This is a genomic window from Photobacterium sp. TLY01, from assembly GCF_021432065.1.
GTDB classification, from domain to species: Bacteria; Pseudomonadota; Gammaproteobacteria; order Enterobacterales; family Vibrionaceae; genus Photobacterium; species Photobacterium halotolerans_A.
On sequence record NZ_CP090364.1, the window covers coordinates 2,667,755 to 2,683,167 of the forward strand.

Annotated in this window: 12 protein-coding genes and 2 tRNA genes; all 14 read right to left on the reverse strand. The window is 51.8% G+C overall.

The features are described from left to right. Window positions 1–25: 25 nt before the first annotated feature. Window positions 26–940 (reverse strand): lipoprotein NlpI, encoded by a 915-nt coding sequence (gene nlpI, locus LN341_RS12460; protein ID WP_234203464.1) that lies wholly within the window; start codon window positions 938–940, stop codon window positions 26–28. 148 nt (window positions 941–1,088) lie between these two features. Next, a complete protein-coding gene (gene pnp, locus LN341_RS12465) occupies window positions 1,089–3,200 on the reverse strand; it encodes a polyribonucleotide nucleotidyltransferase (protein WP_234203465.1) in 2,112 nt (703 codons plus the stop codon). Window positions 3,201–3,493: 293 nt separating this feature from the next. After that, window positions 3,494–3,763, reverse strand: coding sequence for a 30S ribosomal protein S15 (gene rpsO / locus LN341_RS12470; protein ID WP_027253065.1), 270 nt, complete (start codon window positions 3,761–3,763; stop codon window positions 3,494–3,496). 137 nt (window positions 3,764–3,900) lie between these two features. Further along, on the reverse strand, window positions 3,901–4,860 hold the full coding sequence (truB, locus tag LN341_RS12475) for a tRNA pseudouridine(55) synthase TruB (protein WP_046218977.1): 960 nt from the start codon (window positions 4,858–4,860) through the stop codon (window positions 3,901–3,903). Continuing rightward, window positions 4,860–5,261: a 30S ribosome-binding factor RbfA gene (gene rbfA / locus LN341_RS12480; protein ID WP_046218978.1), complete on the reverse strand. Its 402-nt coding sequence runs from the start codon at window positions 5,259–5,261 to the stop codon at window positions 4,860–4,862. The genes truB and rbfA overlap by 1 nt, the downstream gene beginning before the upstream one ends. A 91-nt stretch (window positions 5,262–5,352) precedes the next feature. Next, window positions 5,353–8,076: a translation initiation factor IF-2 gene (gene infB / locus LN341_RS12485; RefSeq protein ID WP_046218979.1), complete on the reverse strand. Its 2,724-nt coding sequence runs from the start codon at window positions 8,074–8,076 to the stop codon at window positions 5,353–5,355. A 23-nt stretch (window positions 8,077–8,099) separates the two neighbouring features. Beyond that, window positions 8,100–9,587 carry a transcription termination factor NusA gene (gene nusA, locus LN341_RS12490; protein WP_234203466.1) on the reverse strand — a complete coding sequence of 496 codons (1,488 nt, stop codon included), beginning with the start codon at window positions 9,585–9,587 and terminating at the stop codon, window positions 8,100–8,102. Between the two features lie 22 nt (window positions 9,588–9,609). Beyond that, window positions 9,610–10,065: a ribosome maturation factor RimP gene (rimP, locus tag LN341_RS12495; protein ID WP_046219158.1), complete on the reverse strand. Its 456-nt coding sequence runs from the start codon at window positions 10,063–10,065 to the stop codon at window positions 9,610–9,612. A 262-nt stretch (window positions 10,066–10,327) separates the two neighbouring features. Beyond that, window positions 10,328–10,404: transfer RNA gene (locus tag LN341_RS12500), tRNA-Met, on the reverse strand. A gap of 60 nt (window positions 10,405–10,464) precedes the next feature. Next, a tRNA-Leu gene (locus tag LN341_RS12505) sits at window positions 10,465–10,549 on the reverse strand. Window positions 10,550–10,557: 8 nt separating this feature from the next. After that, complete coding sequence (secG, locus tag LN341_RS12510) at window positions 10,558–10,893, reverse strand: preprotein translocase subunit SecG (protein WP_234203467.1); 336 nt, start codon at window positions 10,891–10,893, stop codon at window positions 10,558–10,560. A gap of 223 nt (window positions 10,894–11,116) precedes the next feature. Further along, window positions 11,117–12,454: a phosphoglucosamine mutase gene (glmM, locus tag LN341_RS12515; protein WP_234203468.1), complete on the reverse strand. Its 1,338-nt coding sequence runs from the start codon at window positions 12,452–12,454 to the stop codon at window positions 11,117–11,119. Next, complete coding sequence (gene folP, locus LN341_RS12520) at window positions 12,447–13,307, reverse strand: dihydropteroate synthase (RefSeq protein WP_234203469.1); 861 nt, start codon at window positions 13,305–13,307, stop codon at window positions 12,447–12,449. The genes glmM and folP overlap by 8 nt, the downstream gene beginning before the upstream one ends. Window positions 13,308–13,441: 134 nt before the next feature. Next, window positions 13,442–15,403, reverse strand: a complete 1,962-nt coding sequence (ftsH, locus tag LN341_RS12525) for an ATP-dependent zinc metalloprotease FtsH (protein WP_046218984.1) — start codon at window positions 15,401–15,403, stop codon at window positions 13,442–13,444. Window positions 15,404–15,413: the final 10 nt, after the last annotated feature.

The window sequence follows — 15,413 nt, forward strand, 5'->3', positions numbered from 1 at the left end:
TTTCTTAACTCAGCGACAGAGCGGCTTAAAGTTCATCACCCAGGTCGCCGCTGGTATCCGCTTCACCCTGTAAACTCGCCAATAAACGATTGAGTTCCAGAGAAGCGAACCTGTGTTCAACAAACTCGTAGACATTGCCAGCCAGCGCCAGCTTATACAGCTGCACCGCTTCTGCGTACCGGTTGTTATGCTGATAACGCTTGGCCATATAGAAGTAACTCTCGGTCAAACGCTCCGCCATCTGTTCATTGGTTTCACTGTCTTTCACTATGCTGTCAAGCAGCTGTTGCTCAGACTGACCATCAAGCAGCATACCGGCAATGTTCCAGCCCCAGTCTTCACGCTCTGCCCGGTCAAATCGGTTCTGCAGATTCTGCTTTGCTTTGTCTGGTTCGGATTCCAGTTCGACCATATACAGCCAGATAGCACGATATGGATCATTAGGATCCTGCTGATAATGTGCCAGTAGATCTTGTTTGGCTAAGTCAAACCGACCGCCATAATACAGTGCAATCCCGCGGTTTCGCTGTGCAAACGGATGGCTGATATCCAATTCCAAAGCGGAATCAAACGCTTCATAGGCCGCGTCAAAATGCGCGCTCTGCGTAAAATACACCCCAAGAATATTAAAAATATCAGGCTGCGCGGGATACAGAGACAGCGACTGGTTAAAGTCCAGTCGGGCCAGATCACGCAGGCCAATCCCATCATGAAGCAGCCCGCGCTCATAATAGATCTGCGAACGGGTTTCATCGTTGAGATCACTGCGTCCCAACAGCTGATCAATACGTGCTAACTGGATTTGCTGCTGTATGGTTGGCTGCAGCGGGACCGCAATCAACGGCTGCTCCCAGCTGGAATAGGTACTTGTCGAACACCCTGCCAACATCACGGCCATCGCAATGGCTACGTACTTACACCTCTTTGCAAACAATGCCATTCTCCCCTGCCCGTGTGAACCCGTTGCTGCTCATCAACACTTGATGAGCCAAAGGTAGCGATTCGGTTTTAATCGTTCATTGGTATAAAAAAGGGGCCATCACAGCCCCACTTTTATTACTTCATGAAGATAGGCTTATCCAGATGGATTAAGCATCTTCACCAGCGGCTGGTGCCTGCTCAGGTTGTGCTTCCTTCATGCTCAGACGGATGCGGCCCTGACGGTCGATTTCCAGTACTTTGACCTGGACTTCCTGACCCATTTGCAGGTAATCAGAAACCTTCTCAACACGCTCCTGAGCGATTTGAGAAATGTGTACCAGACCTTCTTTTGTACCGATCACAGAAACAAAAGCACCAAAATCAACAATTCGCACTACTTTACCAGTATAGATGCGGCCAACTTCAACGTCTGCGGTGATTTCTTCGATACGGCGAATCGCTTCTTTCGCAGCTGTCCCTTCGGTAGCTGCAATTTTCACGGTACCGTCGTCTTCGATCTCAATCGTTGTACCGGTTTCTTCGGTCAGCTGACGAATCACAGCACCGCCTTTACCAATCACATCTTTGATCTTCTCTGGGTTGATCTTCATGGTGTGAATACGTGGTGCAAACTGAGAAATGTCATCCCGAGCAGTGCTGATTGCCTGATCCATCACACCCAGGATGTGAATACGGGCGCCTTTCGCCTGGTTCAGAGCAATCTGCATGATCTCTTTGGTAATACCTTCGATCTTGATATCCATCTGCAGGGCAGTGATACCGTCGTTAGTACCAGCAACTTTAAAGTCCATGTCACCCAGGTGATCTTCATCGCCCAGAATGTCAGACAGAACCACGAAATCGTCGCCTTCTTTCACCAGACCCATCGCGATACCCGCGACAGAGGCTTTGATTGGCACGCCGGCATCCATCAGAGCCAGAGAGGTACCACACACAGACGCCATAGAAGACGAACCATTTGACTCAGTGATCTCAGACACGACACGAACAGTGTATGGGAACTCGTCAACCGTTGGCATCACCGCCTGGATACCACGTTTGGCCAGTTTACCGTGGCCGATTTCACGACGCTTCGGAGAACCCACAAAGCCTGTTTCGCCCACACAGTATGGAGGGAAGTTGTAGTGCAGCAGGAAGTGCTCTTTGCGCTCGCCGGTCAGCTCGTCCAGGATCTGTGCATCACGCTGGGTACCCAGGGTCGCTGTCACCAGCGCCTGCGTTTCACCACGGGTGAACAGAGAAGAACCGTGTGTACGTGGCAGTACGCCAGTACGGACGTCCAGAGCACGAACCATGTCTTTTTCACGGCCATCAATACGCGGGTTACCGGCAATGATACGGCTGCGAACCACGTTCTTCTCCAGAGAGCCCAGCATGTCGCGGATTTCACGCTCATCCAGTGCTTCATCTTCTGCCAGCAGTTCAGCAATGACCTCAGCTTTGATGGCGCCGACTTTCTCGTAACGTGCCATCTTTTCTGTGATTTGGTAAGCGTCAGTCAGGCGAGCTTCTGCTTTCGCAGCAACGCGGGCTTTCAGATCTGTGTTTACGGACGGAGCAACCCAATCCCACGCTGGCGTCGCGACTTCAGCGGCGAATTCTTTGATCGCATTGATCACGGTTTGCTGCTGGTCATGACCAAAAACAACCGCTTGCAGCATTTGCTCTTCTGTCAGACGGTCAGCTTCAGACTCAACCATCAGCACTGCAGATTCAGTACCGGCAACCACCAGATCCAGACGGCTTTCGGCCAGTTCTTTGTTGCTTGGGTTCAGGACCAGTTGGTCATTGATGTAACCCACACGCGCTGCACCAATCGGGCCGTTGAATGGAATACCTGAGATCGCCAGTGCCGCAGAGGTACCAATCATGGTCACGATATCTGGGCTGACATCCGGGTTCACAGAAACCACAGTCGCAATCACCTGTACTTCGTTTTTGAACGCATCAGGGAACAGCGGACGGATTGGACGGTCAACCAGACGGGCCGTCAGGGTTTCGCTTTCAGAAGGACGGCCTTCACGTTTGAAGAAACCACCCGGGATTTTACCGGCAGCGTAGGTACGCTCCTGGTAGTTCACAGTCAGCGGGAAAAAGTCCTGGCCTTCAACCGCTTCTTTCTTGCCCACAACAGAAACGAAGACAGAAGTGTCATCCATGCTGGCCATTACAGCCGCAGTAGCCTGACGCGCCATCACACCGGTTTCCAGTGTGACGGTATGGTTACCGTACTGGAAGGTTTTAACGATAGGATTCACGTGAATTTCCTTAAAATATTGATCTGCTTTTCTATTTGCGTCTGTAAGTATATCCGACACAGCAAAAAGCGTCATGTGAAGTGGGGTACTTTAAGCACATTTCACGCATCGCGACTAATGGCAAAAGCCGATTTGAGCAGCCTCTGGCAATAGCCGCGACCTCTAGGTCGACGAAAACGACTCGTGAACGCGTTTCAGTACCGTTGAAAACAACTTGCCGGGCAGAGATTGACATCCCTGACCGGCAAATGCAAAAAAGAAAGGAGCCAATCGGCTCCTTTCTTCCAGCAATCTTAGCGACGCAGACCCAGACGCTCGATCAGAGACTGGTAACGACCCAGATCTTTGCCTTTCAGGTAGTCCAGCAGCTTACGACGGCGAGAAACCATGCGCAGCAGACCACGACGGCTGTGGTGATCGCCTTTGTGCTCTGCAAAGTGACCTTGCAGGTGGTTGATCTGTGCAGTCAGCAGTGCAACCTGAACTTCAGGTGAACCCGTGTCGTTTGCGCCTTGCGCGTATTCAGCAACGATAGTTGCTTTCGTTTCTGCATTCAGAGACATAACTCATTCCTAATACAAAATAGTAAAGTTTGTGCCAGCCAATCTCTGATTCAGCCGGCACCCGAACCGCGAATTATACGCACCTGTCCGGAAGGCCGCAAGCGGAATCTAGTTCACCGCACAGGCCGCTCCGCGGCTTAATTCTCTTGGTCAGCTTTGTCCCGATTGGCCAGAACGCGTTTCGGTGCCACCATATTTTCGGCATTGATTTCACCCACACCGATGAAGTCACGCCGCTCGCCAGCTGTCAGCCGAACCAGGGTGCCTGCATCTGGCACACGACCGGCCTGAACAGGCTGACCGTTCAGTACATAGCTGGCGACACCCGGCAATAAATTCACTTCCGGCAAATCCTGTACCGCTGAGTCGGTCGGCAACAGCAGCGGATCCAGCAGCTCTTTCGGCTGAATATCCTGCTCTCTGGCCTGCTCCAGCAACGCTTCAAGCTGTTCCAGTGTGACCATTTTGTCCAGCGGGTACTTGGACACGCCAATACGGCGCAGATAAGTGACATGTGCGCCGCAGCCCAGCATCTCGCCCAGATCATCGACAATCGTGCGAATATAAGTGCCTTTCGAGCAATGGACTTCCATCTCAACTTCGTTGTCGCTAAAACGCAGCAGTGAGATTTCATACACTGTGATATCACGGGCCTCACGAGGAACTTCTTTGCCTTCGCGGGCATATTCGTACAGCGGACGTCCCTGATATTTCAGCGCCGAGAACATGGACGGGATTTGCTTGGTTGTTCCGCGGAACTTGGCAATGCAGCGCTCCAGCAGGCCCCGGTCGACCTTCACTTCGCGGGTTTCAACCACTTCACCGTCTGAGTCAGAGGTGTTGGTCCGCTCGCCCAGCTTGGCGATCACCCGGTAGCGCTTATCCGAGTCCAGCAGGAACTGGGAAAACTTGGTCGCTTCTCCCAGGCAGATTGGCAGCATCCCCGTCGCAAGCGGATCCAAAGCGCCGGTGTGGCCTGCTTTTTCGGCAAAAAAGATACGTTTTACTTTTTGCAGGGCATCATTGGATGTGATGCCGCCCGGCTTATCCAGCAGCAGAACACCGTCTACCGGACGCCCTTTACGACGACGCGCCATCAGTTATCCTCACCTTCATCCTTCGGGTCGTCAACGCGGCGTGCTTCATCATCACGAACCACCTTGCTGACCAGGTTGGAGATGCGCATGCCTTCAGTCAGTGACTGGTCAAAAATAAAGTTTAACTCAGGTGTCACGCGCAGACGGATTTGTTTACCCAGCAGTGAACGAATGTAAGGTGCCATCTCACGCAACGCTTCCAGGCTGTCTTCCGGTGTTTGTTCGCCGATCGTCAGGAAGGTGACATACACTTTGGCGTAACCCATGTCACGGGAGACTTCCACGCTGGAAATTGTCGCCATGCCAATACGGGGATCTTTAATTTCGCGTTGCAGAATCACTGCCAGCTCTTTTTGCAGCTGCTGAGCAACACGTTGTGTGCGGCTGAATTCTTTCGCCATTTGATTCTCTCTCTAAAAGTCGGCCGCTGACCTCGACACAAAGGGGAGCCGAAGCTCCCCAGTGTTCATGCCAGGTCAGCGAGCAACCTGATTAATCCAGCGTACGCTGAATTTCAACGATTTCGTAAACTTCAATCTGGTCACCAACGCGAACATCATTATAGTTCTTCACGCCGATACCACACTCGTAACCGTTCTTCACTTCTTGTACGTCATCTTTAAAGCGACGCAGTGATTCCAGTTCACCTTCGTAAATAACAATGTTATCACGCAGGACACGAATTGGGTTGCTACGCTTGATGGTACCTTCGGTCACCATACAGCCGGCAATCGCACCCAGTTTCGGTGATTTGAACACATCACGCACTTCAGCCAGACCGATGATTTCCTGCTTGAACTCAGGCGACAGCATGCCACCCATCGCTGCTTTCACTTCATCAATCAGCTGATAGATGATGGAATAGTAGCGCAGATCCAGGTTCTCAGCTTCGATGGTCTTACGGGCAGATGCATCGGCACGGACGTTAAAGCCCAGCAGAATCGCGTTAGACGCAGCAGCCAGTACGGCATCCGTTTCAGTGATACCACCCACGCCGGAGCCAACGATGTTCACTTTCACTTCTTCCGTTGACAGCTTACGCAGTGAATCAGCAATCGCTTCCACTGAACCCTGTACATCAGCTTTCAGGACCACGTTCAGTTCAGCAACTTCACCGGCAGTCATGTTCGAGAACATGTTCTCCAGCTTGGCTTTTTGCTGACGCGCCAGTTTCACATCGCGGAACTTCCCTTGACGGTAGAGTGCCACTTCACGCGCTTTACGCTCATCGCGCACCACTGTCGCTTCGTCACCCGAAGACGGTACACCGGACAGACCCAGAATCTCAACCGGGATAGACGGGCCGGCTTCTTCAATTTCACGACCCAGTTCGTCACGCATCGCACGAACACGACCATATTCCAGGCCACACAGGACGATATCACCTTTGCGCAGCGTACCTTCCTGAACCAGCACAGTCGCAACCGGACCACGGCCTTTATCCAGACGGGATTCAACCACCACACCTTTCGCCATGCCTTCAGAAACGGCTTTCAACTCCAGGACTTCCGCTTGCAGCAGAATCGCTTCCAGCAGACCGTCAATGTTGGTGCCTTGTTTCGCAGAGATGTGAACAAACATGTTCTCACCGCCCCACTCTTCCGGCATTACATCGTACTGAGCCAGCTCGTTCTTCACGTTGTCTGGGTTCGCATCTTCTTTATCGATCTTGTTCACAGCAACGATCAGCGGTACACCCGCCGCTTTCGCGTGCTGGATTGCTTCGATTGTCTGTGGCATCACACCATCGTCTGCTGCAACAACCAGAACAACGATATCTGTCGCCTGAGCACCACGAGCACGCATGGCGGTAAACGCGGCGTGTCCTGGTGTATCCAGGAAGGTGATCATTCCGTTGTCGGTTTCAACGTGGTATGCACCGATGTGCTGGGTAATACCACCAGCTTCGCCGGCTGCAACGTGTGCTTTACGGATGTAATCCAGTGTGGAAGTTTTACCATGGTCAACGTGACCCATGATGGTCACCACTGGCGCACGAGGGACAGAAGCCAGATTCTCATCGCGATCAGACAGTACCGCTTCTTCCAGCTCGTTCTCTTTGCGCAGAATAACCTTGTGACCCATTTCTTCAGCAACCAGCTGAGCGGTTTCCTGATCAATCACCTGGTTAATGGTCGCCATTGCGCCCATTTTCATCATCACTTTGATGACTTCAGCCGCTTTCACTGCCATTTTGTTGGCCAGCTCAGAAACCACAATGGTTTCACCGATCACAACATCTGCTTTCGCAACTGTGGCTGTCTTATCAAAACCGTGACGCATTGATGAAGGCTTGCTCATCTGCTGCTTGCCACGACCACGCTGGTTACGGCCGCCACGTTGAGGCATTGGACGCTCACGCTGCTCGCGGTCATCACTTTTAGGGCCGCTTGGCGCCTTTTTCTTCTTCGCTCGACGGCGAGATTCTTCCTCGCGGCGATCTTGCTCATCTTCCGCCGCACGGGCATAGGTGGAGGTGGTCGTGTGGTAGTCTGATTGTTCCATAGCACCTGTTTCCTGGTCCTTTTTCGACCAGTTCTTTTCATTGATTTCTGCCATTTTGCGTGCCTCTTCTAGCTGACGCTGACTTTCTTCCTCGGCTTTACGCTTGGCTTCCTCTTCCCGGCGGCGTTGCAGTTCTTCAGCTTCTTTTTTAGCCTGTTGCTCAGCAGCACGTTTCGCTTTCTCTTCCGCTTGGCGTGAACTGTCATCCACGGCATCACGTTTCGCTTGCTTCTCTGACTGCTGGGCTTTCTCTTCTGCTAAGCGCTTTTCTTCCGCTTCACGCTTGGCTTTTTCTTCCGCTTCGCGTTTTGCTTGCGCTTCTGCTTCACGTTTTGCTGCTTCTTCTGCAGCACGCTTAGCCTCTTCTTCTGCCTTCCGCGCTTCTTCAGCACGTTGCTCTTCCTCTAGGGCTGAGCGCTTGACATAGGTGCGCTTTTTACGCACCTCTACTTGAATGTTTTTGCTCTTACCGCCAGTACCAGACACACTCAGCGTGCTTCGGGTCTTGCGTTGCAGAGTCAGGCGGGTCGGTGCTTCGTCAGTGTGGCCACCGTGTTCTTTTTTCAGGTGGCTCAACAGGGACTCTTTTTCCTGTTGATTGACACTGTCTTCAGCTTTTTTGCTGATACCAGCATCGGCAAACTGTTGAAGCAAACGATCAATCGGGGTACCGATTTCTTCGGCAAGTGCCTTAATTGAAACCTCTGACATGCTGCTCCTCCCTTGCTAATTAATTATGCTTCGTCGCTGAACCAGCAGATATTACGGGCAGCCATGATCAATTCACCCGCGCTGGTTTCATTCAGGCCTTCGATGTCCAGGAGATCATCAGTACCTTGGTCAGCCAGATCTTCCAGCGTACAGATACCTTTTGCGGCCAGTTTGAACGCCAGTTCGCGTTCCATACCATCCAGGCTCAGCAGGTCTTCGGCAGGCTCAACGCCATCCAGAGACTCTTCCTGGGCAAGGGCAATAGTGGTCAGTGCTTCTTTCGCACGGTTACGCAATTCGTTCACTGTGTCTTCGTCCAGGCCGTCAATTGACATTAATTCCTGAACCGGGACATAAGCGACTTCTTCCAGGCTGGTAAAGCCTTCTTCAACCAGAACAATCGAGAATTCTTCCTCGATTTCCAGGTACTTCACAAACAGGTCAATTGATGCCTGCGCTTCAGCCTGATGTTTTTTCTGCAGATCATCTACAGTCATCACATTCAGTTCCCAGCCCGTCAGCATCGATGCCAGGCGAACGTTCTGTCCGCTACGGCCGATGGCCTGCGCCAGGTTATCTTTCTCAACCGCGATATCCATGGTGTGGTTGTCTTCATCCACAATGATGGAGCTCACCTCAGCCGGCGCCATTGCATTGATAACGTACTGAGCAGGGTTTTCGTCCCACAGTACGATATCGATGCGTTCGCCACCCAGCTCACCGGATACCGCCTGAACACGTGCACCACGCATACCAACACAGGCGCCAACCGGGTCGATACGCTTGTCATTGGTCTTCACTGCAATCTTGGCACGAGAGCCAGGATCACGAGCCGCGCCCATCAGTTCGATCATCTCTTCACCGATTTCCGGCACTTCGATGCGGAACAGTTCAGACAGCATTTCTGGCTTGGAACGCGTCATGAACAACTGGAAACCACGTGCTTCCGGGCGCACAGCATACAGCAGACCACGGACGCGGTCACCTGGACGGAAGTTTTCACGCGGCAACTGGTCTTCACGCAGAATCACAGCTTCAGCGTTATTACCCAGATCAACAATAATGGCGTCGCGGTTCACTTTCTTCACCACGCCTGTAATCAGCTCACCTTCGTTATCGATAAACTGTTCAACAATCTGCGCACGCTCAGCTTCACGTACTTTCTGCACGATCACCTGCTTTGCCGTTTGGGTCGTGATACGGTCAAAGGTCACAGAATCGATCTGCTCTTCAACGTAATCACCCAGCTCAATGCTGTCATCGTCATACTGGGCCGCTTCCAGAGTAATCTCCAGCGTTGGTGCCGTGACTTCATCCACAGCTTTCCAGCGACGGTAGGTATCGAAGTCACCCGTTTTACGATCGATCGCAACACGGACGTCAATTTCTGCTTCGTACTTTTTCTTTGTTGCTGTTGCCAGTGCAATCTCCAGTGCTTCGAAGATACGCTCACGCGGAACAGCTTTCTCGTTGGATACCGCTTCAACGACAGCCAAGATTTCTTTGTTCATTTCTAATGCCCCAATTTAGCGGTTAGAATTTTGGAACCAGGTTGGCTTTGGCAATATTGCTAAGCGCAAAGGTTTCTTCATCGCCTTTCACGTTCAACGTGACCAGCTCGCCGTCAACGGCAACAATGTCACCTTTCCACTTACGGCGATTGTTCATCGCCATTTTCAGGACCAGGCTGACCTCGTGGCCAATAAACTGCTCATAATGTGCCGCTTTAAACAGCGGACGATCCAGACCCGGGGATGAAACCTCCAGGTTATAAGCAACAGTAATCGGATCTTCTACATCCATCACTGCACTGATCTGACGGCTCACATCGGCACAATCATCGACTGTGATACCGTTTTCGTGGTCAATGAACACACGCAATGTGGAATGTTCACCCGCACGAATAAACTCCAGACCCACCAGTTCATAGCCCAAGGCAGTGACTGGCGCTTCCAATAGTTCAGTTAGTTGCATCTCTAAAGCGGTCAAGACAACCCCCTGGAAACAAAAAAAGGGCATTAAAGCCCAGTAGATACCTGAATGGTCATGTTGCAGATAATAAAAAACCCCGAATTACGGGGTTTATTATCTCTGGACCCTGATCACTACAACCTCTAAAGGTTATAGCAGAAAAACGAAATCGATTCTGTTCCAGGAATCGTCGTTTTTCAAAACTCGGTTATGGTGCCGGTTTAATCTGGGCGGCAATCCATCGATGGCCTGAGAAAATCACTCAAACCTTCGTCCAAGTTGGTTGCGGGGGCCGGATTTGAACCGACGACCTTCGGGTTATGAGCCCGACGAGCTACCAAGCTGCTCCACCCCGCGTCCGTAATTCTGAGGGCGATTATATCCCTCAGCGGTTACTCTTTCAAGTAACGGAAACAATGGTGCCGAGAAGGGGACTTGAACCCCTACACCTTACGGCACTAGCACCTCATGCTAGCGTGTCTACCAATTTCACCATCTCGGCAAATCTGTTTACTGAGGAATATCGCTGTTTACAGGCGCTTGCTCAGTTTTCTCAACAGTTTGTTCTTGCTGTGCTGGGGCAGTTAAGTTTTCCCAGCCACTGGTTGCATCCGCTTGTTTCGAGCTTAAATTACCCAGAACCAAGCTGATTGCAAAAAATACCGTTGCAAAAATTGCAGTCATTCGGGTCAAAAAATTACCAGAGCCGCTGGCACCGAACAATGTTCCTGATGCACCAGCCCCGAATGAGGCTCCCATATCTGCGCCTTTACCCTGTTGAACCAGAACCAGGCCAATTACACCAAGCGCAGCCAACAGATAAATCACAAGTAGAATTTCGTACATGGGTTCCACCTATGTTCCATAGTGTTGTGCCGGCTTTGCAACAGCAGTGCCAGCGTCCCCCTTTGTCAGGAGCGAGGGAATACTAGCGAATGCCGACAGGAGTGACAAGCGATTTTTCTCACAATGTCGTGATCGATGAATCGCTTGGGCAATAAATAAACAGTTTACGAAGCAGGATTCCGGTTACAGACGAAGAAACCGGAACCCCTTTTCAGGCAAGCGTTTAACAGCACTCTTTTACAGCAGCAGCAATCGACAAGGCCGAGTCACTGACCAGCGTCCCGTCTTCACCTTCCACCATGACACGAATGAGCGGCTCTGTACCAGACTTACGCAACAAGACGCGACCACGTTCACCAAGTTTGGCTTCTGCAGCGGCTTTCGCGGCCAGTACCGCCTCAGATTCCAAGGGGTTGGAATCACCAGAGAAGCGCACGTTTTCCAGGACCTGCGGGAACATGGTCAGCCCCTCGCACAGTGACTTGAGGGACTGTTGGCTACTGACAAGCGCAGCCATCACTTGCAGGCCCGCCACGATGCCGTCACCTGTGGTCACTTTGTCCAGCACGATCACATGCCCGGAGTTTTCCGCGCCTATGCTCCACTGGTTTTTCACCAGCTCTTCCATCACATAACGATCGCCGACCTGCGCACGAACAAACGGGATCCCCAGTTCTTTCAGCGCCAGCTCCATACCCAGGTTGGTCATCAATGTCCCCACGACGCCCCCTTTCAGTTCGCCGCGTCGCTGTGCATCACGGGCGATGATATAAGCAATCTGGTCGCCATCGACCTTGTTGCCCGCTTCATCGACCATGATCACCCGATCGCCATCACCGTCCAGTGCAATACCGAAATGCGCTTGTTCCTGCAGGACTTTGGCCTGCAAGGCGCGAACATCCGTTGCCCCGACTTCGGCATTAATATTGATACCATTCGGCTCGCAGCCGAGTGTGATCACTTCTGCCCCCAATTCGCGAAAGACATTCGGCGCAATGTGATAAGTGGCGCCGTGGGCACAATCGACCACAACCTTATAGCCTTCCAGACTCAGGTGGGAAGGAAAAGTGCCTTTGCAAAATTCGATATAGCGACCGGCCGCATCGTTAATCCGGTAGGCTTTGCCGAGGCTGGCAGATTCGACACAGACCAGCTCTTTATCCATTTCTGCTTCGATGGCAGCTTCGACAGCGTCAGGCAATTTGGTTCCCTCTGACGAGAAGAACTTAATCCCGTTATCATAATAAGGGTTATGAGAAGCCGAAATCACAATGCCCGCTTCAGCACGGAATGTGCGCGTCAGATATGCCACGGCAGGTGTCGGCATTGGCCCGGTAAACGCGGCTTGCAAACCTGCGGCTGCTAATCCGGCTTCCAGCGCAGATTCCAGCATATAGCCAGAAATACGTGTGTCTTTACCAATAATGACTTTCTTGGTGCCCTGCTGCGACAACACCCGGCCCGCCGCCCAGCCCAGTTTCAAGACAAACTCAGGGGTGATCGGTGACTGGCCAACACGGCCACGGACACCATCGGTGCCGAAATATTTACGTTCAGCCATTAATCTTCGCTCCTAGCGCTTTATTTTCCTGTTCAAGCGTCATCCGGCAGACAGCCAGTACATCCTGTGTTTCACGGGTATCATGAACACGGATAATCTGGGCGCCCTTCATCGCAGCAATTGCCGCGCAGGCCAGGCTCCCTGCCAGTGCTTCCGCAGGTGTTTTATTCAGTAATTTACATATCATGGACTTTCTGGACATGCCGACCAGCAGCGGTAAGCCAAACTGATGGAATTGCTCCAGATGTGCCAGCAACTGATAATTGTGTTCCAGGGTTTTACCAAAACCGTACCCGGGATCCAGCAGCAGTTTTTCGCGATGAATACCGGCATTTTCACAGGCGTGAATTCGTTCAGAAAGGAACGTACCCACATCTGACAGCAGGTCATCATAATGCGGCTGGTGCTGCATTGTACGCGGTTGACCTTGCATATGCATTAAACAAATAGGGACATCAGCCGCGGCCGCGGCTGCCATCGCACCCGGTTCAAGCAGCGCACGAATATCATTGATCAAATCCGCGCCGGCATTGACTGTCTCAGTCATGACTTGCGCTTTACTGGTATCAACTGAGATCCAGCAATCGAATCGCTGGGCAATCGCTTCTACGATGGGCACAACGCGGTCCAACTCTTCCGCGACGGACACTTCAGCCGCACCGGGTCGCGTCGATTCACCGCCAATATCGATGATACTGGTTCCGACGGCCAGCATGTCTTCAACGTGCCTTAGTGCCTGATCCAACTGGTTATATTTCCCGCCATCAGAAAATGAATCCGGTGTGAAATTGAGGACTCCCATGGTATGCGGGTAAGAAAGATCCAAAGTTTTTTCTTTGCTTTTCAGTAACAAGGCCCATTACTCCTGGCTGGGGGAGCACTCATACTCTATTGAGGCTCACTTGTTTCTTATCAAGCGAGAATACCTGACACAGCAGAAACAAAAAACCCCGAGTCGCCCCGGGGTTTCGTATTCACCGCCAGGCATCAGGCCTGCGGTTTATCATTTTCTTCGCTGTGGTGTGGCTGCTGCACCTGCTCAGGCTTTTCAGCCGGCTTGTCACCTGCCGCCTCACTCGCTTTATTTTGTGACTCTGTCGCTTCCGCTTTCAGGGTGTCGTCTTTGTCACCCCAGCCTTTCGGTGCGCGAATTTCAGATTTACGCGCCATCAGGTCATCAAGCTGGCCGGCATCAATGGTTTCATACTTCATCAACGCATCTTTCATTGAGTGAAGAATATCCATATTGCCTGTCAGAATTTCACGGGCACGCTCATAGTTACGATCGATAATGGCACGCACTTCAGTATCAATGGTACGCGCAGTGTCATCAGACATATGTTTTGTCTTCGTCACTGAACGGCCCAGGAATACTTCACCTTCATCTTCTGCGTACAACAGAGGACCCAGTTTCTCCGAGAAACCCCACTGAGTGACCATCTTACGCGCGATATCGGTGGCACGTTCAATATCGTTTGACGCACCGGTAGAGACTTTTTCTACACCGTAAATCAGCTCTTCTGCCAGTCGGCCACCGTACAAGCTGGAGATCATCGACTCCAGATACTCTTTCGAGTGGCTAACACGATCCTGCTCCGGCAGGTACATGGTCACACCCAGTGCACGACCCCGAGGGATAATGGACACTTTGTAAACCGGGTCATGATCCGGTACCAGTCGGCCGATAATGGCATGTCCCGCTTCGTGATAAGCGGTCGATTCTTTCTGCTCTTCAGACATCACCATAGATTTACGCTCAGCGCCCATCATGATCTTGTCTTTCGCCAGCTCGAATTCCACCATAGACACAGTTCGTTTGTTGCCACGGGCAGCAAACAGTGCCGCTTCGTTCACCAGGTTTGCCAGATCAGCACCTGAGAAGCCGGGTGTACCACGGGCAATCAGTGATGGTTCAACATCCCCATCCAGCGGTACCTTGCGCATATGCACTTTCAGGATTTGTTCACGGCCACGTACATCAGGCAGACCGACAACAACCTGGCGGTCAAAACGACCCGGACGTAACAGAGCCGGATCCAGAACATCAGGTCGGTTGGTTGCTGCGATCACGATAATCCCTTCATGACCTTCAAAACCATCCATTTCCACCAGCATCTGGTTCAGTGTCTGCTCACGTTCATCGTGACCACCACCGACGCCCGCGCCACGCTGACGACCAACCGCATCAATTTCATCGATGAAGATAATACAAGGCGCCGCTTTCTTGGCTTGTTCAAACATGTCACGGACACGGGATGCACCCACACCGACAAACATTTCGACAAAGTCAGAACCCGAAATCGTAAAGAAAGGCACTTTGGCTTCACCGGCAATGGCTTTGGCCAGCAGGGTTTTACCCGTACCAGGAGGACCAACCATCAGCACACCGGTTGGGATTTTACCCCCCAGTTTCTGGAAGCGGCTCGGGTCACGCAGGTAATCCACCAATTCTTTGACGTCCTCTTTGGCTTCATCACAGCCAGCAACGTCATTGAAAGTCGTTTTGATCTGATCTTCGCTCATCATGCGCGCTTTCGATTTACCGAACGACATGGCACCTTTGCCACCACCGCCCTGCATCTGGCGCATAAAGAAAATCCAGACCCCAATCAGCAACAGCATCGGGAACCAGGAGATGAAGATAGAAGCCAGTAAGCTCGGCTCTTCCGGTGGTGTCCCAACCACTTTTACGTTGGCATTAATCAGATCGTCCAGCAATTTCTGGTCATTCAAGACAGGCAGGTAGGTCACATAACGGGTGTTATCACGCTTAAATACCGTAATTTCACGATCACTGAACCGTACTTCCCTAATCTGATCCTGACCGATTTCCCGGACAAAAGTCGTATAGTCGACTTGACGGCCAGCACTATCTCCCGGACCGAAGCTCTGAAAAACAGACATCAGCACCACGGCGATGACTAACCACAAAATCAAGTTTTTTGCCATGTCACTCAAG

What these genes read in the sequence shown, in the direction of transcription:
- nlpI (WP_234203464.1), bottom strand. Translation starts at nt 940, where the DNA reads ATGGCATTGTTTGCAAAGAGGTGTAAGTACGTAGCCATTGCGATGGCC.
- rpsO (WP_027253065.1), bottom strand. Translation starts at nt 3,763, where the DNA reads ATGTCTCTGAATGCAGAAACGAAAGCAACTATCGTTGCTGAATACGCG.
- truB (WP_046218977.1), bottom strand. Translation starts at nt 4,860, where the DNA reads ATGGCGCGTCGTCGTAAAGGGCGTCCGGTAGACGGTGTTCTGCTGCTG.
- rbfA (WP_046218978.1), bottom strand. Translation starts at nt 5,261, where the DNA reads ATGGCGAAAGAATTCAGCCGCACACAACGTGTTGCTCAGCAGCTGCAA.
- infB (WP_046218979.1), bottom strand. Translation starts at nt 8,076, where the DNA reads ATGTCAGAGGTTTCAATTAAGGCACTTGCCGAAGAAATCGGTACCCCG.
- nusA (WP_234203466.1), bottom strand. Translation starts at nt 9,587, where the DNA reads ATGAACAAAGAAATCTTGGCTGTCGTTGAAGCGGTATCCAACGAGAAA.
- secG (WP_234203467.1), bottom strand. Translation starts at nt 10,893, where the DNA reads ATGTACGAAATTCTACTTGTGATTTATCTGTTGGCTGCGCTTGGTGTA.
- glmM (WP_234203468.1), bottom strand. Translation starts at nt 12,454, where the DNA reads ATGGCTGAACGTAAATATTTCGGCACCGATGGTGTCCGTGGCCGTGTT.
- ftsH (WP_046218984.1), bottom strand. Translation starts at nt 15,403, where the DNA reads ATGGCAAAAAACTTGATTTTGTGGTTAGTCATCGCCGTGGTGCTGATG.